Source organism: Aeromonas sp. YN13HZO-058, from assembly GCF_001921245.1.
Taxonomy (GTDB): Bacteria; Pseudomonadota; Gammaproteobacteria; order Enterobacterales; family Aeromonadaceae; genus Aeromonas; species Aeromonas allosaccharophila.
This window is the reverse complement of record NZ_MQSY01000033.1, coordinates 14184-34956: the sequence shown is the minus strand read 5'-3', so window position 1 is coordinate 34956 and position 20773 is coordinate 14184. Positions and strand designations below refer to the sequence as shown.

Below are 20773 nucleotides of genomic sequence, written 5' to 3'. Positions count from 1 at the left end.
GGCAGAAAAATGGTCCCTCAAAGGGGACCAAAAGGAACACTCATATCAAAACTAACACTCTGTGCTACTGACAAAAAACAGATACAGGAGTATTGAACACACGGTGAGTCAAACCGCAGGGCTACTCTAATGCAGTTCGGATAAGCTGGGCAATTGTCATTTATGACAGGTCAGCGATTGAATCTTGCCAAAGTTAATAATAAAAACATTTAAAATCATGTAGTTAAAAAATCAATCAACAAGTGAGACACGTCTGACTCAAATTGATTGCACTAATGCACTATGATGACCCATCCCATTTGTGTCTCATGAAACAGGCAGGTACCCCTTGTTGCGCATCTCATCGGTCTGGATCTCTCTGCTGCTGTTTACCCTGCCCATCGTGGCCAGCCAGTCCCTGGGGTTATGGCTTGCCAAACCGTTGGCCGACTACCTGCTGGAACAGAAAGTGGCCGAGATAAAGCAGGCGCTGGAAGAGCGTCACAAGGAGCTCGATACTGCGCTAACGGAGCAGTTGGCGCAATTTGACTTTGACTGTGGCCCAACGGATATGGCACTGCTGCGCGACCCCCGCTACTACAGCGCCCACATCCGCCTGCAGGGGCTCACTCTGGCATCCGGTGCCAGCTGCTCGAGCCTGGGGCCGGGGCTTCCCATTGTCATCACGAGTCATCAAGATGATATCCGGCTCGGCAACTTCGGCTTAACCGCGACACCGGCCAAATTCAATACCGAACAGGAGCTGGTGGCCTACTACCAATCTGGCGAAAATATCGCCTACTGGGTGCTGGATAACAGCTGGAGCCACCAACTGCTGCAGCACCCCTGTGCCAACTGCTTCTATCTGGAATTCAGTGAGCAGGATCCCGAGGTGACCACCACCTACTTCCCCCGCGGCGACAAGACCATCAAGAGCGAAGAGGGACGCCGCAGCCTGAGCTTCACCGATCCGGCCGTGCTGACCAGACAGACGGTCTGGGCAGGCAAGGCGCTCAATCAATATGCTCTGCAGCAAGTCAGACTTTACGGTCTCTGGGCTGGCACCCTTCTGGGCGTGGTGCTGACAACAGGTTATTGGTTATTGCGCAACTACCGACGCTCTCTCAAGGGGCTACTGCAGGCGGGACTGGCACGACAACAGTTCATCCCCTTCTACCAGCCCGTGGTGGACAGCCAAAGCGGCCAGGTTGTTGGATTCGAGGCGCTGCTGCGCTGGCAACGGGGCAACGAACTGATACCGCCCGGCGCCTTTATCGACTATGCGGAAGAGCAGGATCTGATCCTGCCGATGACCAGCCAACTGCTGGAAAAAGTGATCGCGGATCTGCCCCGACTCGCACCCAATCAGTGGGTCAGCGTCAACATAGTGGCCGCCCATCTCGAACAATCACACCTGCACGATTTGCTGCTGCGCCATCAATGGCCCTCTCCTGCCCGGCTCACCTTCGAACTGACCGAGCGCAAGCCCATTATCGACATCGGGGCCGCGAGCAACCAGATCTCCGCCCTGCAGGCAAAGGGCTATCACTTCAAGCTGGATGACTTCGGGACCGGCTACGGCGGCTTTGCCTACTTGCAAAGCCTGGGGATCCGCCAGATCAAGATCGACAAGATGTTCGTCGACACAATAGGCACCGACGACCTCAAGCGCAGCGTACTGGATGCCACCATCGCCTTTGGCCGGGAATCCGGCATGGATATGATCGCTGAGGGAGCAGAACGTCAGGAGCAGGTGGACTATCTGCAGCGACACGGCGTTCATCTGATCCAGGGTTATGTCTATGCCGCGCCGATGCCGCTGAACAAGTTGACGCTCTGGTTGCTGGCCTGGCAGCAACATCACTCGAAGGCGGCATAAGTACTCCCCGCCGCACAGGCAAGCCTTGATCAATCGGAAGTCGGGTGGCAAAACCCGACCTCCTCATCTCTTGTAACAAAATGATTTTTCCTTGAGCAGGCAATCGCCTTTATCATTGGCGGGGCCGTCACCCCGGTGACTCGGCCCCACTTTCTCCATACCCCGTCGGTTTAGACCGCCCAGAGATGAGAACCATTGCCTATGAAGACAGTTATCCGGCAAGAGATTGCCCTGCCCGTCGGCCTGCTGACCCTGCTCTTTTTCAAGACCCTGGGCAGCGACCTGCTGACAGAGACAACTCCGCTCGGGATCTATCTTCCGGTATCGGCGGGGCTGCTGGCCATCGTCACCTGGGCCATCTTCTCTGTGGTGCGCCACTCCGATGCCCTCGCCATCAAGCTGGGCGAGCCCTTCGGCACCCTGATCCTCACCCTCTCGGTCATTTCGCTGGAGGTGGTGATGATCTCCTCGGTGATGCTGACCGGCGAGCCCAACCCCACCATGGCCCGCGACACCATGTTCGCCGTGGTGATGCTGGTGACCAACGGCCTGGTGGGCTTCACCCTGCTGTTTGGCGGCTGGCGCTACCACACCCAGAGCTTCAATCTGGACGGGGTCAAATCCTATCTGGTGGCCATCATCCCGCTGGCGCTGCTCTGTCTGGTGCTGCCCAACTTCACCCGGGGCGGCACGGTCGGCAGCATGTCGAGCGCCATGTCCTGGATGCTGATCATCATCTCGATCCTGCTCTACGGCGTCTTTTTGCTGATCCAGACCCGCAGCCACAGCCACTTCTTCGTCGATAGCGATCACGAGGATTACGAGGAGCACCACGGCCCGCTGCAGAGCAACGTCTACCACACCATCTTCCTGCTCGCCTACCTGCTGGTGGTGATCCTGCTGGCCAAGACCCTGGCCGTGCCTATCAACTTCGGCGTGAAGATCATGGCGGCGCCTCCTGCGCTGGGGGGCTTTATCGTCGCCTGTATCGTACTGGCGCCCGAAGCGGTCGGGGCCATCAAGGCCGCCTTCAACAACCAGCTGCAGCGGGCGATGAACCTCTACTTCGGCTCGGTGCTGGCCACCATCGCCCTCACCGTGCCTGCCGTGCTCTTTATCGGCGCCATGCTGGGTCAGGAGGTGCGCCTGGGCCTCTCCGCCGCCGACATGGTGCTGCTGGTCACGACCTTGATGGTGTGCAAAGTGACCTTCAGCAGCGGCCGCACCAATGTGCTGCACGGCGCCACCCATCTGGTGTTGTTCGTGGTCTATCTGTTCCTGATGTTCGAACACGAATAACCGCGTTCAACCAACGTCAGAAACGCAAAGACCGCCCGATTGGGCGGTCTTTTATCATCTACTCCCGGATCTCACGGGCGCCAGTGAAGCGGCTTCTCCCTCATCCCCAACCCTTCTCCCGCATGGGGAGAAGAGGGCCAAGGCTTACAGGCTGGGCAGCACCCCGGCCGGGATCAGATCGTTGTAACTGGCGCGGCCCAGCAGGGCGGCGGCGGCTTCGATATCCGGCGCGAAGTACCTGTCCTTGTCGTAGAAGCTCACCTCTGCCCGCAGACGTCCCTTGGCCAGCTCGATCAGCTCGGTACTGCGCAGCGGCGCGCGGAAATCCAGCCCCTGTGCCGCCGCCAGCAGCTCCACCGCCAGAATGCCGCGGGTGTTCTCCGCCATGTCTGCCAGCCGACGACCGGCGAAGGTCGCCATGGAGACGTGATCCTCCTGATTGGCGGAAGTCGGCAGGCTGTCCACCGAAGCGGGATGGGCCAGGGTCTTGTTCTCGGAGGCGAGCGCCGCCGAGGTGACCTGAGCGATCATGAAACCTGAGTTGACCCCGCCGTTGTTGACCAGAAACGCCGGCAGACCGGACATGCGCGAGTCGATCAGCAGCGCCATCCGCCGCTCTGACAGCGAGCCGATTTCAGCGATAGCCAGCGCCAGATTGTCAGCGGCGAAGGCGACGGGTTCTGCATGGAAGTTGCCACCGGAGAGGATCTCCTCGTCATCGGCAAACACCAGCGGGTTGTCGGAGACCGCGTTGGCCTCGCACACCAGCACCTCGGCGGCGTGGCGGATCTGGGCCAGACAAGCCCCCATCACCTGCGGCTGGCAGCGCAATGAGTAGGGATCCTGCACCTTCTCGCAGTTGTGATGGGACATGCCTATCTCGCTGCCATCCACCAGCAGGTGACGGTAGCAGGCGGCCGCGTCGATCTGTCCACGCTGACCGCGCACCGCGTGGATGCGGGCATCGAACGGACGACGACTGCCCAGCGCCGCCTCCACACTCATAGCACCGATGGTGATAGCACCGGCGAACAGATCCTCGGCGTGGAACAGCCCCTCCAGCGCAAAGGCGGTGCTCGCCTGGGTGCCGTTGAGCAGCGCCAGCCCCTCTTTCGGCGCCAGCGCGATGGGCTCCAGCCCGGCAATTTTCAGCGCCGTGGCGGCGTCGATCAGCTCGCCGTTGTGGCGGGCCTTGCCTTCACCGATCAGCAGGCAGCTCATATGGGCCAGCGGCGCCAAATCGCCGGAGGCGCCGACGGAGCCCTTCTTCGGCACCACTGGGTAGACTTCGGCGTTGATGAGGCGCATCAGCGCCTCCAGCACAGTCAAGCGGATGCCGGAGAAGCCCCGCGCCAGCGAGTTGAGCTTGAGCACCATCATCAGCCGCACGGTGGCGTCATCCATATAGGTGCCAATCCCTGCCGCATGAGAGAGCACGATGGAGCGCTGCAACTCGTCAAGCTGCTCCACCGGAATGCGGGTGTTGGCCAGCAGGCCAAAGCCGGTGTTGATGCCATACACCACCCGGTTCTGCTCGATCACCTTGGTGACCACAGCTGCGGAGGCGTGGATCCCCGGCAGGACGGCCGGATCCAGTGAAATATGTACCGGCTCGCGGCTGACGCGGCGCAGGGTGGCAAGATCCAGCTCGCCCGGAGTAATAGTCAATTCAAACATGGTGTTACACCTTTCCTTTGACACCGTGGGCGCCGTCAATCATCGGCAGATCCAGTTTCGCCTCGTGGGCACAGTTGATGGCAATCTCGTAGCCCGCATCCGCATGACGCATCACGCCAGTGGCCGGATCGTTGCGAAGTACCCGACCGACGCGGCGGGCCGCATCGTCGGTGCCGTCACAGACGATCACCACGCCGGAGTGCTGGGAGAAGCCCATGCCGACCCCGCCGCCGTGATGCAGCGACACCCAGGTCGCGCCACCGGCGGTGTTGAGCAGGGCGTTGAGCAGCGGCCAGTCGGAGACGGCATCGGAGCCATCCATCATCGACTCGGTCTCGCGGTTCGGGCTCGCCACCGAGCCGGAATCCAGATGGTCACGGCCGATGACGATAGGCGCCTTCAACTCGCCGTTTTTCACCATCTCGTTGAAGGCCAGACCGAGCCGCACCCGATCCTTGACCCCGACCCAGCAGATCCGCGCCGGCAGCCCCTGAAACGCGATGCGCTCGCGGGCCATGTCGAGCCAGTTGTGCAGGTGAGGATCATCGGGGATCAGCTCTTTCACCTTCTGATCGGTCTTGTATATATCTTCCGGATCGCCGGAGAGGGCCACCCAGCGGAACGGGCCGATCCCCTCGCAGAACAGCGGGCGGATATAGGCGGGGACGAAACCGGGGAAATCGAAGGCGTTCGCAACCCCCTCCTCCAGCGCCATCTGGCGGATGTTGTTGCCGTAATCCAGCGTGGCGGCGCCACGGGCTTGCAGGGTCAGCATCGCCTCAACCTGACGGGCCATGGAGCGGCGGGCAGCCAGATTCACCTCCTGCGGGGCGCTCTGTTGCAGCTCGCGCCACTTGGCAACGCTCCAACCCTGTGGCAGGTAGCCGTGGATCGGATCGTGGGCGGAGGTCTGGTCGGTCACAACGTCTGGGGTGATGCCACGGGCCACCAGCTCGGCGAAGACGTCGGCGGCGTTGCCGAGCAGGCCGACCGAGACGGCAGTGCCGCTCTGTTTGGCTTCCTCGACCATGGCCAGCGCCTCATCCAGACTGTGGGCCTTCTTGTCCACATAGCGGGTCTTGAGGCGAAAATCGATGCGGGTCTCGTCACACTCCACGGCGATCATCGAGAAACCGGCCATGGTCGCGGCCAGCGGCTGGGCACCACCCATGCCACCGAGCCCACCGGTGAGGATCCAGCGGCCCGCAGGCGAGCCGTTGAAGTGCTGGTTGGCCACCGCGAAGAAGGTTTCGTAGGTGCCCTGCACGATCCCCTGGGTGCCGATATAGATCCACGAACCCGCGGTCATCTGGCCGTACATCATCAAGCCCTTCTTATCGAGCTCGTTGAAGTGCTCCCAGTTGGCCCAGTGGGGCACCAGATTGGAGTTGGCGATCAACACCCGAGGTGCATCTTTGTGGGTCTGGAACACCCCGACCGGCTTGCCGGACTGCACCAGCAGGGTCTGATCCTCCTCCAGCCGAGTCAGCACCTCGACAATCTTGTCATAGCAGGCCCAGTTGCGGGCGGCGCGGCCGATACCGCCATAGACCACCAGCGACTGGGGATGCTCGGCCACCTCGGGATCCAGATTGTTCATCAACATCCGCAGCGGCGCCTCGGTGAGCCAGCTCTTGGCGGTCAGTTCGGTGCCGCGCGGGGCACGGATCACGCGGTTAGGATCATGACGGGGATCCTGCTGTTGCACAGACATACACACTCCTTGTTGTATCAATAGGGTGCCTTCGGCGACGGGCGGCCAAAGGGTTAACGGGTCAACAGATGAACCAGTCGCGCGGCCACGCGGGCACTGCGGTTGTCCTGATCCAGCGTCGGGTTGTACTCGGCCAGATCGGCGAGCCTGAGCTTGCCACTGGCCCGGATATGGGCAATGAGCGGTTCGATCACCGCCAGCTCCACGCCACGGGCGGCGGGGGCACTCACTCCCGGCATCAGGTTGCCGGGCAGCACATCAAGGTCGATGGTCAGATAGAGGTGATCACAATGGGCGATAAAGGCGTCCAGTCCGCTTAGCAAGGCTGGCAACTCGGTCTGAGTCATCGCCTCGTCCAGCACATGCCACACACCCAGCGCCTCGGCACGGGCAAACAGGGCTTGGGTATTGGCGGTCTCGGCCACTCCGAGGCAGGCGTAGTGAAACGGCGTGCCCTCGGCGGCGCACTGCTCGGCGATCTGGAAGAAGGGGGTGCCGGAGCTGGCCTGCTCCAGTTTCATTCGCAGGTCAAAGTGGGCGTCGAAATTGATAATGCCGACCTTGCCACTCCCAGCCAGATGGCGGTTAAGGCCACTCCAGCTGCCGAAAGCAACCTCGTGACCGCCCCCCAGCACCAGCGGGAAATGGCCCAGATCGAGCGCAGCGGCGACCCGTTCGGCCAGTCGGCCGTGGGCAGCGTCGAGATCGCCATCGGGGCAGCCCACATCCCCGCCATCGTAAACGGGTCGAGTCAGATGCCAGGCGGTGTTGGCCAGCAGCTTGCGCACCGCTTGCGGCGCACCGGCAGCACCAATGCGCCCCTTGTTGCGGCGCACCCCTTCATCGCAGGCAAAGCCGAGCAGCACCACACCGGCAGCCTCTTGTGCCCCGGCATACCAGGGCTGCACCTCTTGCCAAGGCAGAACTTTGTCGTGCCAGCGCAGGGCCAGCTCACCATCTTCCGGATCCTGCCGCCCCTGCCAGAGCGACATGTCGCTCGGGTTGAACTTATCCATGGAGGGTCTCCTCGCCGTTGAAGATGCGGCCAGCCAGCTGATCGACGCCGACCATGTAGCTCAGCTCGGCCGGATGGGCGCAATTCCAGATCAGGAAATCGGCCGCCATACCCACCCTGAGCTGGCCAAGATGATCCTGCTCACCAAGCGCTTTGGCGGCGTGGCGGGTGACCCCGACCATCGCCTCCACCGGCGTCAGGCCAAACAGGGTGCAGGCCATGTTCATCGCCATCCGCAGCGAGACGATGGGGGCGGTGCCCGGGTTGATGTCGGTGGAGACCGCCATCGCCACACCCGCCTTGCGCAGGGCTGCGACCGGCGGCAGCTTGGTCTCTTTGAGGAAGTAAAAGGCGGTGGGCAACAGGGTGGCGACCACCCCACGGTGGGCCAGCGCCAGGATCCCTTCCGGATCCAGGTACTCCAGATGATCCACCGAGAGGGCGCCAAAGTTGGCGGCCAGCGTGCTGCCCCCCAGATTGGAGAGCTGATCCATGTGCCCCTTCACCGGCAGGCCGTACTGATCCGCCGCCAGATAGACCTGCTCGGTCTGGGCCAGCGAGAAGCCGATATGCTCGCAGAAAACGTCCACCGCATCGGCCAGACCCGTCTCGGCGGCGGCCGGGATGATCTCCTGACAAATGGTCTCGACCCAGCAGTCAGGATCGTCGCGATACTCCGGCGGCACCGCATGGGCCGCCAGCAGAGTGGTCTTGACCCGGATCGGCAACGCCTCACCCAGTCGGCGGGCGACCCGCAGCATCTTGAGTTCGTCATCCAGCGTCAGGCCATAGCCGGACTTGATCTCCACCGTGGTGACCCCTTCGCGGATCAGGGATGTCACCCTCGGCAGCGCCAGTTCGAACAGCTGATCCTCACTGGCTGCGCGGGTAGCGCGCACCGTGCTGATGATGCCGCCGCCCCGACGGGCGATCTCGGCATAGGGCACCCCCTGCTGACGCTGCTCGAACTCCTCGGCACGGCTGCCAGCGAAGATGAGATGGGTGTGACAATCGATAAGACCGGGGGTGACCAGCTTGCCCTGCATATCCAGCCAGTGGGCGGGATGGAGTCCCTTCAGTTCTGCCATCGGCACCAGCGCGTGGATCTTGCCGTCCTTCACGCCGATGGCATGGGGCGGCAACATGCCGTAGTCGGCCAGCTCATCACTCAGGGTGGCGAGCGTCACGTTGAGCCAGACCCGCTCGCAGTTCAACAGTTCCTTGTTCATAGCGACCTCAAATGTATATACATATCCTTATAGTCGATCTCTATGACGAAAGAAAGAGCGGCGTTCACATCCTGATAACAGCATCAAACTTAGAGTTTAAGCACAAAAAAGCCCACCAGGAGGTGGGCTTTGCAAAATCGAGTTGTATAGACATTTACTCCAGCTGAGTCTTGGAGCTTAGCTTGTAGCGGGAACCTGGGGAGAGCAAACGGGCATAGGAGACCAGATGCCCCTCCGACCAGGTACGCCGGTGCAACAACAGGCAGGGGGAATCTACGCGGATTTGCAACAATCCCGCCTCACCGGCGCTCGGCAGCACGGCTTCCACCACGTGCTCCATCTCGGAGAGGGGGCAGACATCCATCAGATAGCGGTTGGGAGTTTGCAGGGTGAAATCCTGCTCGCCATAGCCTGGCAGGCGCCCGGCATCGACGAAGCGCTCCTCCAATTGCAACGGCTCCCCATCGGCCTGATGGACGATCAGGCTGTGAAAGATGGGGGCGCCAACCCGCAGCCCCAGTTGTACCGCCACCTTCTCGTCGGCGGCCAGCCGCTGCAGCCGGATCACCCAGGCGCTGTACTCGCCGCCACGCTCGGCGATCTCGTCGGCAATATTGCGAATAGCCAGCAGCGGCGACTCGGTGCGCCTGTCCGCCACGAAGCTACCGGAACCGGCGGTACGCACCAACCACCCTTCCGCCACCAGTTCCCGCAGCGCCCGGTTGACCGTCATCCGGCTCACAGTGAACTGCTCGCACAGGGCCGCTTCGGTCGGGATCCTGTCCCCCGCCTGATAGTGGCGTTCGCGGATCCCGTCCAGAATATGCTGCTTGATCTGCAGATAGAGAGCTGGCGCCACCATGAAGCTCCCTAGCGCCGACGGTGGGGCGGACGCATGTCCGGCCAGGCGCGATAGACATCGGGGATCTGATCCGGCCCGCTGATGCAGAGATCGAGATCGTGCAGCAGACCGTCTTTAATCCCGTAGATCCAGCCATGCACCGCCAGCTCCTGCCCCTTGCGCCAGGCGTTCTGGATGATGGTGGTGTGGCAGACGTTGGCGACCTGCTCGGCCACATTCAGCTCGCACAGATAGTCGAAGCGCTCATGCTCATCCTCGATGGCCTCGAGCTCTTCACCATATTTGAAGTAGACATCCTTGATATTGCGCAGCCAGTTGTCGATGAGACCCAACTCCTGGTTCTGCATCGCGGCCTTGACGCCGCCGCAACCGTAGTGACCGCAGACGATGATGTGCTTCACCTTGAGCACTTCTACCGCGTATTGCAGCACGGAGAGGCAGTTGAAATCGGTATGTACCACCAGATTGGCGACGTTGCGGTGGACGAAGACATCCCCCGGCAGCAAGCCCATCAGCTGGTTGGCGGGGACCCGGCTGTCGGAACAACCGATCCAGAGGTATTCGGGGGCCTGCTGGGCAGAAAGAGTGGCAAAGAAAGCGGGATCTTCGGCCTTGATCCGTTCGGCCCACTCACGGTTGTTGGTAAACAGGTCGTTCAACAGTTTCACTTCTGCTCTCCCTAATGTGGCAGTGGCGGCAACATAACACACTCAAGGGTAACCAAAGCAAGGCCGACCAGATCCCTGCGAAACAAAAACAGGGCCATCAGGCCCTGTTTTTATGAGAGGAAGCATCAGGCTTCCATGGCATCTTTCAGCTTCTTGAGTGCGTTTTTCTCAAGCTGACGCACACGCTCGGCAGAGACGCCGTAGGTATCGGCCAGCTCCTGCAGAGTGGTCTTGCTGTCATCATCGAGCCAGCGGGCGCGGATGATGTGCTGGCTGCGTTCATCCAGCGTAGCGAGGGCCGAGCTCAGGCGACGGGTCGCGTGATCGTCCCAGTTATCGTTCTCGATGGTAGCGGCCAGATCGGAGGATTTGTCCTCCAGATAGTGAACCGGAGCGAAACCGCCCTCTTCCTCATCGTCACCAACCAGATCGAACGCCTGATCGTAGTTGGCCATCCGCGCTTCCATCTCGGTCACATCGGTTGCGGAGACGCCGAGATCGGCCGCCACGGCCTGAACCTCTTCGTGGTTCAGCCAGCCCAGACGCTTTTTGGATTTGCGCAGATTGAAGAAGAGTTTGCGCTGGGCCTTGGTGGTCGCCACCTTGACCATGCGCCAGTTGCGCAATACATATTCGTGGATTTCGGCCTTGATCCAGTGCACGGCGAAGGAGACCAGACGCACGCCGACCGTCGGGTCGAAGCGCTTGACCGCCTTCATCAGGCCGATATTGCCTTCCTGTACCAGATCAGCCTGAGGCAGGCCGTAACCGGCATAACTCTTGGCGACATGAACGACAAAGCGCAGGTGCGACATAACCAGCTGACGGGCAGCCTCGAGATCGCCATCCTGCTGCAAACGCTCAGCCAGTTCACGCTCTTCCTCTGCGCTCAGCACCGGAATAGAGTTTACTGCCTGGATATAGCCTTCCAGACTACCTTGCGGAATCAAAGCCATAGTGCGCTGCAATGAAGTTCCCATCTGTTACCTCTTACTTTTCAATCGAATCAGTCTAACACCCTGAGAGGGTCTGTCTACTGACCGGATGCCATTCTGCGGCGTGTATCAAAGAACATGCCCAGTTTTAGACCGGCTTATCTTAAGCCTGCAGGATGAATCATGAATGAACAGTCAAAAAAAGGGGGTCACAATGAAGGACCCCCGAAAAGTAGCATGCTAAGTCCATTGTTGCGGAGCTCGCAACCTTCACATGCTTGCCAAGTCTGACGAGCAAGGCAGAGGGGCCACACTCGTATAAATGCTTCAGCTTAATAGACTGCTTATAAATCAGAAGGTTCCACGGATCCAGCAAAGATCCGGAAGATCATTGTTATTCAGAATACTCTGACTATGGGGGCCAAGCCAGAAACGGCCCCTTTTTTACTTGATCCACCTCGCAAAATCCAGCGATTTACCCTGATGATAAAGTAATCAGGATGGTTCGATATCGCGAATGTGGCGATGAACCGAGAACCAGGAGGCGATCAGCCCCAGCAGGGCCCCCAGCAAGATCAGATTGATCCCGTCTACCGCCCCCATGCCGACCAGCCGGAAGTTACTGTTATACAAGCCCGCCAGCTCCTTCACCACCCCTTCGCTCCAGATCACCATCACTTCGGTCAGCCACCAGGCCAGCATGCCGCCGATCACCCCGAACCAGATGCCGGTATAGAGGAAAGGACGATGAATAAAGGAGTCGGTCGCCCCCACCAGCTTGAGCACTTCGATCTCGGAACGCTGGTTGAGGATGTTGAGACGCAGGGTATTGCCGACGATCAGCAGCACGGCAGAGAGCAGCAGCACCGCGATACCGGTAATGGTGTGGCGCAGCAGGTTCATGATCCCCTGCAGTCGGGTCAGCCACTGCAGATCCAGCTTGCCCTGTTCGACCCCATCCTCGTTGTTGAGCTTGCCGAGCAGCTCCGCAGCCCCTTCCGGGTTCTGCCAGCGCGGATCCGGGATAACGCTCAGCACCGGCGGCAGCGGGTTGCTGTCGAGATAATCGAGCGCATCGCCGAAGCCGGAGATCTCGCGAAACTCCCGCAACGCATCGTCACGGCTCAGATAGGTGACCGAATCCACCTCAGGATAGAGCAGGATCCGGTGCTGCAGATCGAGAATGCTCTGCTCCGGCAGATCCTTGCGCAGGTAAAGGGAGATCTGGGAGCTGGTCTGCCAGCTTCCCTCCACCACCTCGGCGTTTTTCAGCAGCACGTGGAAGCAGGAGGGCAGCGCCAGACTGACCCCGAGCACCGCCAGCGTCATCAGCGAGGCGAGCGGATTGCGCCACAACTCCCCGAGACTGGCAAACGCCTGCCGCACATGGTCAACCCCGTACATCATCAGACGGCGCAGCGGCGGTTGTTTATGACGAACGATAGCCATCAGAGCTCCTCCCCGGCCGAATACATGCGGCCCGCCTTGAGGGTCAGGGTGCGATAGCGCATGCGGGCGATCAGCCCCAGATCGTGAGTGGCAATCAACACCGAGACCCCAAAATTGTTGAACTCCTGAAATAGCCGCATGATGTCCATGGAGAGCTGGGGATCCAGGTTACCGGTCGGTTCATCCGCCAGCAGCAACGGCGGCTTGTTGACGATGGCACGGGCGATACCAACCCGCTGCTGCTCACCACCGGAGAGCTGGCGCGGCTGGTAACGCTCCTTGCCGAGCAGCCCCACCTTGTCCAGCGCCGCAGCGACCCGCTTGTTGATATCGGCGTGGCTGTAGCCATCGATCACCAGCGGCAGTGCCACGTTGTCGAACACGGTGCGATCCATCAACAGCCGGTGATCCTGAAAGATCATCCCGATCTGGCGGCGGACATAGGGGATCTGGCTGCGCTGGATATGGCTGACATCGTCGCCATGAAAGAAGACGCGACCATCGGTCGGGCGCTCCATCACGCTGATCAGTTTGAGGAGGGTACTCTTGCCCGCCCCCGAGTGCCCGGTCAGAAAGGCCATCTCCCCCTTGCGCAGGTGAAAGCTGACCTTTTGCAGCGCCTGATGGCCGCCGCTGTATACCTTGCTGACCTTGTCAAAACGAATCATAACGGTTCCCTGAAATTGACAAACCCCGACCGGAGTCGGGGTATGGAACACTTACTCATCACGGCTGAGCTGACTCATCGCGGCCGGACTTATTCATCGCGGCTAAAGAGCGCCTCGATGAAGTCATTGGCAACGAAGGGACGCAGATCGTCGATCCCCTCGCCCACCCCGATGTAGCGGATCGGGATCTGGAACTTGTCGGCCACCGCGAAGATGACGCCGCCCTTGGCCGTCCCATCCAGCTTGGTCAGGGTGATACCGGTCAGGCCCACCGCCTCGCTGAACAGCTTGGCCTGGCTCAACGCATTTTGCCCGGTGCCAGCATCCAGGGTCAGCATGACCTCGTGAGGGGCCTCTTCGTCCAGCTTCTTCATCACCCGCACCACTTTCTTGAGCTCTTCCATCAGGTTGCTCTTGTTCTGCAGGCGACCGGCGGTGTCGGCGATCAACACATCAGCGCCGCGGGAGCGGGCAGCCTCGATGGCGTCATAAATCACGGAAGCGGAGTCGGCACCGGTATGCTGGGCGATCACCGGAATATTGTTGCGCTGACCCCAGACCTGCAACTGCTCGACTGCAGCGGCACGGAAGGTGTCACCCGCCGCCAGCATCACACTCTTGCCTTCGGCCTGGAACTGCTTGGCCATCTTGCCGATGGTGGTGGTCTTGCCGACACCGTTCACGCCGACCATCAGGATCACGTAAGGCTTCTTGTTGGTGTCGATCACCAGCGGCTGCTCGACCTTAGCCAGCATCTCGCCCATGTCCTGTTTGAGCAGGCCGTAGAGCGCCTCGGCATCCTTGAGCTGTTTGCGATCCGCATGCTGCACCAGGCCTTCGATGATGCGAGTGGTGGTATCCACGCCGAGATCGGCGGTCAGCAGCTGGGTCTCCAGCTCTTCGAACAGCTCATCGTCAATCTTCTTGCCACGGAACAGCCCGAAGAAGCCGGAGCCGATATTCTCCTTGGTGCGCACCAGACTGCGCTTGAGGCGGGCAAAGAAGCCCTCCCGCTGCGGTTTGTCCTGAGTGTCGTCGTCCACCTTGGCAGCCAACGGCAGGGCAGCCAGTGCGGCGGCCTCAGCCTCCATCGCGGCTACCAGGCGCAGGTCTTCCGCTCGCTGGGCCTCTTTGGCGATACGGGCTTCTTCCGCAGCCTGAGCTTCGGCGGCAATACGAGCCTCTTCCGCAGCGCGGGCTTCGGCAGCAATACGAGCCTCTTCTGCGGCGCGGGCTTCAGCAGCAATGCGAGCCTCTTCCGCAGCGCGGGCTGCGGCAGCAATACGTGCCTCTTCAGCAGCTTGGGCTTCAGCGGCAATGCGAGCCTCTTCTGCGGCGCGGGCTTCGGCAGCAATACGAGCCTCTTCTGCTGCGCGGGCTTCGGCGGCAATGCGAGATTCTTCCGCGGCGCGAGCCTCGGCGGCGATACGAGCATCTTCTGCAGCGCGGGCTTCGGCTGCAATACGAGCCTCTTCCGCAGCGCGGGCTTCGGCTGCAATTCGGGCCTCTTCCGCGGCGCGGGCTTCGGCGACGATACGAGCTTCTTCCGCAGCCTGCACTTCTGCGGCAATACGAGCAGTTTCGGCAACCTGTGCTTCTGCCGCAATACGAGCGGCTTCGGCAGCGTGCGCCTCTGCGGCAGCACGTTCCTCTTCGGCGAGCAGCGCTTCGTTGACGATCACCGGCTCCAGATCGGAGGCGCACTCCTCCACCACCAGCGGGCCACGGTCGTCCAGCTCGGTCGGCAGGCAGCAATCATCTTGCAAAACGGTATTGTGTGCGCTGGCAGGCACTTCGGGGGCAACAGCCGGCGTACTATCGGAAACAGTTGTATCGGAAACAGGAGCGGGGGTAGCAGCGACCTCAGGCTCAACGGTAACGGGGGTGGCTTGGGGTGTCTGTGGTTGGACAGCCTCAGCCTCTTCTTTCTTGCGGCCGAAACCCAGCCAGGAAAACAAACCTTTTGCCATCTAAAAATACTCACATCAAAGGCTGACTGCTAAGATAGCCGTCCCTTGGCGGGTCGGCATAAAAATGAACCGCCTTATACTACCACTTTATTTTCTGACGATGAAACGCGATGCCCAGAGTGAAATCCAGCCGTAGCAACCCGAGCAAGAGTCCCGCCCCGCAAGGAAAATCGGGCTTTGTAAGAATCATCAGCGGCCAGTGGCGAGGCCGCAAATTGCCGGTCAAGGATGTGGAAGGGCTCAGACCCACCACGGATCGCGTCAAGGAGACCATCTTCAACTGGCTGGCTCCCCACATCCGCGGCACCCGCTGCCTCGACCTGTTTGCCGGCAGCGGTGGACTCGGCCTGGAGGCGCTGTCGCGCTATGCCGAGCAGGTAACCCTGATCGAGATGGACAAAGGAGCCGCCGACCAGATCAAGAAGAATTTGGCCGCCCTCGGCAGCAGTCAGGGTCAGGTGATCCAGTCAGATGCAGTGAGCTGGCTGCAAGGCCCGGCCACGCCGTTTGATCTGGTGTTCCTCGATCCGCCGTTTCGCCGCGAGCTGCTGCCGCAAGTTTGCGAGCTGCTGGAGCAGCGCGGCTGGCTGGCGCCGGATGCCCTGATCTATCTGGAGCGGGAAAAAGAGATGGCCGATCTGGCGCTGCCTGCCAGCTGGCAGTTGCTCAAAGACAAACAGGCAGGTCAGGTCTGCTACCAACTCTATCTAAGGGAGGTAAACAATGAAGCGAGTCTTTAATCTGCTGGCGATGGGGCTGGTACTGTTCTTCTGGTTTGGCGTGCTGGTGAGCCTGATTGCCCCGCTGCCCGGCAAACTTAACGGTTTTCTGCCGGTCTGCGGCGTGATTGTCGCGCTGCTGCACTGGCTGCAGGCCAGCATGATCAAGGCGGCTTGCAAACGCTACTTCGCGGTCACCAAGACCGAGTTTGTCACTGTGCTGATATTTGGTGTGTTTGGCATGGTCGACATTCGTCAGCGCCTGCAAGAGATCGTCAACGCCGCCCAGCGCGGCAATCTCTCCGGCAAACCATAAAAGAAAAGGGGACGGCGGTAGCCGTCCCCTAGAGTCGTGTCGTCCTGTCCGTAGAACTGCAATGCTCCCTGCAATCCCTGACGTTATCCTAATCCTTTGGAATATCCCCTTTCCAATCCGTTGGCGTGTCCTGCGGCGTTCCTGGCCTGGCAATTCATCCTGAACTGCTTCACTGTCTCCGTCCTGGAGGTGTCCATTACCACGTCCTGTGGGGGTCCTTGCGTCGTCCTGACCGATAACCATCCGGGTTATCTCACTTCATCCTGAAGTATTCCTCTCGCATCCGGCGAGGTCCTGTTCATCCTGAAGAACGAGGTTCCGTTCGTTCTGCTCTCATCCCGAGAGTGTCCTGCCGCGTCCTGCGGTGTTCCTTTATTCATCCGTGACGATAATCATCCTGATTATCGAGCTCATCCTGAGGTGTCCCTTGTCCACATCCTGCGGACTATTCCATCTTTATGCGCTGCCCTGCATCCTGCCGGACCAGCTCCGTCCTTGTGAGACCCATAGTAAGGAAATGCGCCCCTCGAACAAGGGCCATCCGATGATAAAGATCTGATGCCGCTCCCATTTCAAAAAACAAACTTAAAAACTAACCCTTTAATATCAGCCAGTTAATTAGTTTCACAGGAAAGCTCGATCATTCTGGCATGGCTTCGCGTACGGTTCAAAGCGCCAGCCTCTTACAGTGGCTATGGCAGATCTCTTACACGGGTTTCGCCCCCAAAAACGGGGCAGGAAAACGGTTCAATCCTGTCGTTAAGACTTAAAAATTAGTTGAATAAATATGCTTAAAAAAACAGCAAAAAAAAGAGCCGAGACCAGGCTCGACTCTTCACATGCAATTTCTTAATCAGCTCAAGCGGTTGGCCGGATTGAGATAGGCCTTGCGCAGCGATTCCGGTGCCAGCACCTCCAGTTCACCGCTGATGTTGTTCAGCCAGCTGCGAAACTCCGGGGTGTCCTGCACTTCGGTCTCCACCACCACGCTGCGCTTGTCATAGCGGGTCATGCGCGGATTGTTGCCGGGGATCTGGTTATCCACCAGCGACTGGCTGTTGGCATCGATCCGGCCGACGAAGCGGATCGGGCCGCTCACATCCTGATAGCCCTGATCGCGGATCAGCTTCTGGATATTGAAATCCTTCGGCTGGGTGGCGCTGAAGTTGGTCAGCTCCACGTTCTTGATATGGTCAAACGGGATGCCGTAGACCTTGGGATCCAGCTCGGAGAGGGTGCAGAGCAGGATTGGACCGTCCGGCTGATTGAGAATGCCGAGCGGGTTGATACGGTCGTAGCAGAGCCACACGGTGCGCTCTTTGATCACGCGCTGGATCTCGGCACTGAACTTGCGACCACGCCAGAGCGCATCGCGGATCAGGGTGCTGCGGCGGATCTCCGGGTTGCCGGCAAACGGACGCGGTGACTGGTGGACACTCTCCAACCAGCGTTCGGCCAGTTCACTCTGGCTGTCGCGGATCACCTGGCTCGCCTTGTCGACCAGCGGGTTCAATTCGGTCAGTACACTCGCCGGCAACAGTTGGCTCGCCTGATCACTCCAGGTTTTCAGGGCCACCGCCAGCGAGAGCGGCATGATATTGGCAAAGTCATTGAGGCCGTGGCGCTCGAAGCACCAGCCATGGGGTTTGCTGCGCTCGTCCGAGGTGAGGTCGAACAGTCCCATGCCGGACATCTCCTCCAGGTCCCGTTGCACGGTACGCAGACTGACGTGGATACCTTCCTCTTCCAGTTTTACCTGGAGTTGGCTGGCGGTCAGCTTGTAAGGGCGGTGCGGGATGCAACGCGCCAAGGTCAGTTGTCGTAACAGCTTCTTGCTCATGGTGCTTGCCTTCACTGGTTTAGCGTTGACTGTATGCTAGTCGCGACTTGCGACAGTCTATGTCGCAAGTTTTGCTACGACAACTGTCGCCATTTTCATACAAATACAACCATGATATTGATATATAAGAGAAAAGATGAAAAAGGCAGGGGCGGAGAGGGATAAAATCAGCAACAAAACCATCAAATTAAAGTTCTAGGGGATGAACTTGCGACAGGTAAACAATCCAAAATAAAATAATTAAACAGAATAATATCTCGATAGGGGGAGGCGTACCTCCCCCGACTCATTTACAGCAGCCACGACCAGGCTGATTTGGTGACGGCTGCACCGACCATGTAGCCAAACACCGCCAGCGCCGCCACACCGGCCACCAGCTTCTGACCGCGGGCCGGGCGCTTGAGCGCCATGACACCCAGACCGATATAGAGCACCAGTGCAATCAGCTTGGCCATCAGCCAGGGTTGTTGGCCGGGGCTCAGCTGCAAGGTCACCGCCAGCAGCACGCCAAACAGCAGCAGGAAGGTGTCGTTGATATGGGGCAGGATCTTCAGCCACTTCTGCTGCAACCGATCGCTGCCGGCCAGCGCCAGACTCCAGCGATAGATAAAGAGCAGCAGGCTGACCAGCGCCAGCGTCATATGCAGGTGTTTGAACATGGGGTAATAGGCAATCATTTTGCTTCCTTGTCGTCGTCGGGTAGCCCGCTGTTCCAGTTGTGGGCATGGATACGCTCCTGCCCCTCCTCGTCGTCTTGCAACAGATCGGAGAGGATCTCTCGGTATTGCAGGCTCTTGTTGATATAAGTGTGTTCGTCGTCCAGATAGTTGACCTGCTCGCGCAACAACCAGTTATCGTGCTGCTTGAAGGTCTGCCCCGCCCGCCAGGCCTGGTTGGCTCTAAACCCAAGCTGGGTCAGGGCCTCCACCCCCAGATCGACCGCCGAACCCAGGGTTTCCCGGTGTACGCTCTCGACCCCGTGTCGCAGGATCTCGTGGGCATGGGGTCGATCCAGCGCTCGCGCCAGGATCTTCAGGTGCGGGAAGTGCTTCTGCACCATCTCAATCACCGCCAGCGAGGTGGCGGGATCGTTGATGGAGAGCACCAGCAGCTTCGCCTTGTGCGCCCCTGCGGCATGGAGCAGGTCGATCCGGCTGGCATCGCCATAGAACACCTGATAACCATACTTGCGCAGGGTCTCTATCTGGCTGGCATCCTGCTCGAGGATGGTGGTTCCGATGCCGTGACCATGCAGCAGACGCCCTACGATCTGACCAAAACGGCCGAAGCCCGCGATGATCACCGGATGCTCCACCAGCTCCGGCTGCTCATGCTGCGGCGCGTCGCTCTGGTTACGGTAATCGAACCAGGGCTGGATCACCCGATCGTTGAGGATCAGCAGCAGCGGGGTCAGCGCCATGGAGAGCGCCACCACCAGCGTCAGCAGCGAGATGGTCTCACCGGGCAGCACCCGGTTCTGGGCGGCAAACGAGAAGAGTACGAAGGCAAACTCGCCCCCCTGCGCCAACGCCAGCGCGAAGGTCCAGCGTTGACTCGGCGAGATGCGGATGATGAAGCCGAGTGCCATCAACACCAGCCATTTGAGCACCATCAGCCCCACCACCAGCGTCGGGATGAGAAAAGGATGTTCGGCAAACAGGCCGAAGTTGATGCCAGCCCCCACCGACATAAAGAACAGGCCGAGCAGCAAGCCCTTGAACGGCTCAATGTCTGCCTCCAGCTCGTGGCGATATTCGCTGTCGGCCAGCACCACACCGGCGAGGAAGGAGCCAAGTGCAGGCGAGAGCCCCACCGACTCCATCAGCACGGCGATAGCGATCACCAGCAGCAGGGCGGCAGCGACGAAGATCTCCCGCATGTGGGACTGGGCGATGGCCCGGAACACCGGCCGCATCAGATAGTGACCACCCAGCACTATGCCGGAGATGGCTGCGACCACCAGCAGACCATGCTGCCAACCTGCCAGCTCGGAGCCACCATTGCTGGCGACCGGCGCCATGGCCAGCAGCGGCAGCAGCGCCAGGATCGGAATGACGGCGATGTCCTGAAACAGCAGTACGGCAAAGGCGGAGCGACCGCTCTCGCTCTGCATCAGCTTGCGCTCCTGCAGGCTCTGCAGAACGATGGCGGTGGAGGAGAGCGCCAGGATCAGGCCAATAGCCAGCCCCTGTTGCAGCGGCAGACCAATAAGGTGTACGACTCCAGTCAGCGCGGCAGTAGTGAGCAACACCTGCAAGCCACCTGTGCCGAGGATCGGCCCTTTCAGCTGCCACAGCAGCGCCGGTCTGAGCTCCAGGCCAACCAGAAACAGCATCAGCACCACGCCAAACTCGGCGAAGTGCATCACATCCTTCTGTTCCCCCACCAGCCCCAGCAGGAAGGGGCCGATGATGATCCCCGCCAGCAGATAGCCGAGCACCGAGCCCAGCCCCCAGCGCTTGGCCAGCGGCACTGCGATGACGGCGGCAGAGAGGTAGATAAAGGCATCAAACAGGATCCCGTGGCCCATCAGTCAGCCCTCCGTGTGAACATC

Annotated in this window: 17 protein-coding genes; 4 read left to right on the top strand and 13 right to left on the bottom strand. The window is 60.2% G+C overall.

What is annotated here, in order from left to right:
* Positions 1-328: 328 nt before the first annotated feature.
* Positions 329-1858 (top strand): EAL domain-containing protein, encoded by a 1530-nt coding sequence (locus tag BSP75_RS07455; RefSeq protein WP_148140647.1) that lies wholly within the window; start codon positions 329-331, stop codon positions 1856-1858.
* A gap of 201 nt (positions 1859-2059) precedes the next feature.
* Positions 2060-3157, top strand: coding sequence for a calcium:proton antiporter (locus BSP75_RS07450; RefSeq protein WP_075112760.1), 1098 nt, complete (start codon positions 2060-2062; stop codon positions 3155-3157).
* A 144-nt stretch (positions 3158-3301) separates the two neighbouring features.
* On the opposite strand, the gene hutH is transcribed toward BSP75_RS07450, so the two are convergent.
* The 10 genes from hutH to ftsY form a co-directional block, all read right to left on the bottom strand.
* Positions 3302-4834: a histidine ammonia-lyase gene (gene hutH / locus BSP75_RS07445; protein ID WP_075112759.1), complete on the bottom strand. Its 1533-nt coding sequence runs from the start codon at positions 4832-4834 to the stop codon at positions 3302-3304.
* 4 nt (positions 4835-4838) lie between these two features.
* Complete coding sequence (gene hutU, locus BSP75_RS07440) at positions 4839-6548, bottom strand: urocanate hydratase (protein WP_075112758.1); 1710 nt, start codon at positions 6546-6548, stop codon at positions 4839-4841.
* A gap of 53 nt (positions 6549-6601) precedes the next feature.
* On the bottom strand, positions 6602-7564 hold the full coding sequence (gene hutG, locus BSP75_RS07435) for a formimidoylglutamase (RefSeq protein ID WP_075112757.1): 963 nt from the start codon (positions 7562-7564) through the stop codon (positions 6602-6604).
* Positions 7557-8792 carry an imidazolonepropionase gene (gene hutI, locus BSP75_RS07430; RefSeq protein WP_075112756.1) on the bottom strand — a complete coding sequence of 412 codons (1236 nt, stop codon included), beginning with the start codon at positions 8790-8792 and terminating at the stop codon, positions 7557-7559. Before hutI ends, hutG begins: the two co-directional genes overlap by 8 nt.
* 154 nt (positions 8793-8946) lie before the next feature.
* Positions 8947-9651, bottom strand: coding sequence for a histidine utilization repressor (gene hutC / locus BSP75_RS07425; RefSeq protein ID WP_075112836.1), 705 nt, complete (start codon positions 9649-9651; stop codon positions 8947-8949).
* Positions 9652-9662: 11 nt separating this feature from the next.
* On the bottom strand, positions 9663-10322 hold the full coding sequence (gene can / locus BSP75_RS07420) for a carbonate dehydratase (RefSeq protein WP_005339998.1): 660 nt from the start codon (positions 10320-10322) through the stop codon (positions 9663-9665).
* Positions 10323-10447: 125 nt separating this feature from the next.
* Complete coding sequence (gene rpoH, locus BSP75_RS07415; RefSeq protein ID WP_075112755.1) at positions 10448-11302, bottom strand: RNA polymerase sigma factor RpoH; 855 nt, start codon at positions 11300-11302, stop codon at positions 10448-10450.
* A gap of 450 nt (positions 11303-11752) precedes the next feature.
* Complete coding sequence (gene ftsX / locus BSP75_RS07410) at positions 11753-12706, bottom strand: permease-like cell division protein FtsX (RefSeq protein WP_033137698.1); 954 nt, start codon at positions 12704-12706, stop codon at positions 11753-11755.
* Positions 12706-13374, bottom strand: coding sequence for a cell division ATP-binding protein FtsE (gene ftsE / locus BSP75_RS07405; protein ID WP_042057091.1), 669 nt, complete (start codon positions 13372-13374; stop codon positions 12706-12708). The genes ftsX and ftsE overlap by 1 nt, the downstream gene beginning before the upstream one ends.
* A gap of 89 nt (positions 13375-13463) precedes the next feature.
* On the bottom strand, positions 13464-15344 hold the full coding sequence (gene ftsY, locus BSP75_RS07400) for a signal recognition particle-docking protein FtsY (RefSeq protein WP_075112754.1): 1881 nt from the start codon (positions 15342-15344) through the stop codon (positions 13464-13466).
* A gap of 110 nt (positions 15345-15454) precedes the next feature.
* Between ftsY and rsmD the strand changes: the two genes are divergently transcribed.
* Together rsmD and BSP75_RS07390 are read left to right on the top strand one after the other, a co-directional pair.
* On the top strand, positions 15455-16084 hold the full coding sequence (gene rsmD / locus BSP75_RS07395; protein ID WP_075112753.1) for a 16S rRNA (guanine(966)-N(2))-methyltransferase RsmD: 630 nt from the start codon (positions 15455-15457) through the stop codon (positions 16082-16084).
* Positions 16068-16379, top strand: coding sequence for a DUF1145 domain-containing protein (locus BSP75_RS07390; RefSeq protein ID WP_042057085.1), 312 nt, complete (start codon positions 16068-16070; stop codon positions 16377-16379). Before rsmD ends, BSP75_RS07390 begins: the two co-directional genes overlap by 17 nt.
* Before the next feature lie 853 nt (positions 16380-17232).
* On the opposite strand, the gene BSP75_RS07385 is transcribed toward BSP75_RS07390, so the two are convergent.
* The 3 genes from BSP75_RS07385 to BSP75_RS07375 all read right to left on the bottom strand — a co-directional run bounded on the left by BSP75_RS07385 (position 17233) and on the right by BSP75_RS07375 (position 20749).
* The gene (locus tag BSP75_RS07385) at positions 17233-18219 is read right to left on the bottom strand and encodes a WYL domain-containing protein (protein ID WP_042057084.1); all 987 of its coding nucleotides are present in this window, start codon (positions 18217-18219) and stop codon (positions 17233-17235) included.
* A 290-nt stretch (positions 18220-18509) separates the two neighbouring features.
* Positions 18510-18896: a SirB2 family protein gene (locus tag BSP75_RS07380; RefSeq protein WP_075112752.1), complete on the bottom strand. Its 387-nt coding sequence runs from the start codon at positions 18894-18896 to the stop codon at positions 18510-18512.
* Complete coding sequence (locus tag BSP75_RS07375) at positions 18893-20749, bottom strand: monovalent cation:proton antiporter-2 (CPA2) family protein (protein WP_075112751.1); 1857 nt, start codon at positions 20747-20749, stop codon at positions 18893-18895. The genes BSP75_RS07380 and BSP75_RS07375 overlap by 4 nt, the downstream gene beginning before the upstream one ends.
* Between the last annotated feature and the right edge of the window lie 24 nt (positions 20750-20773).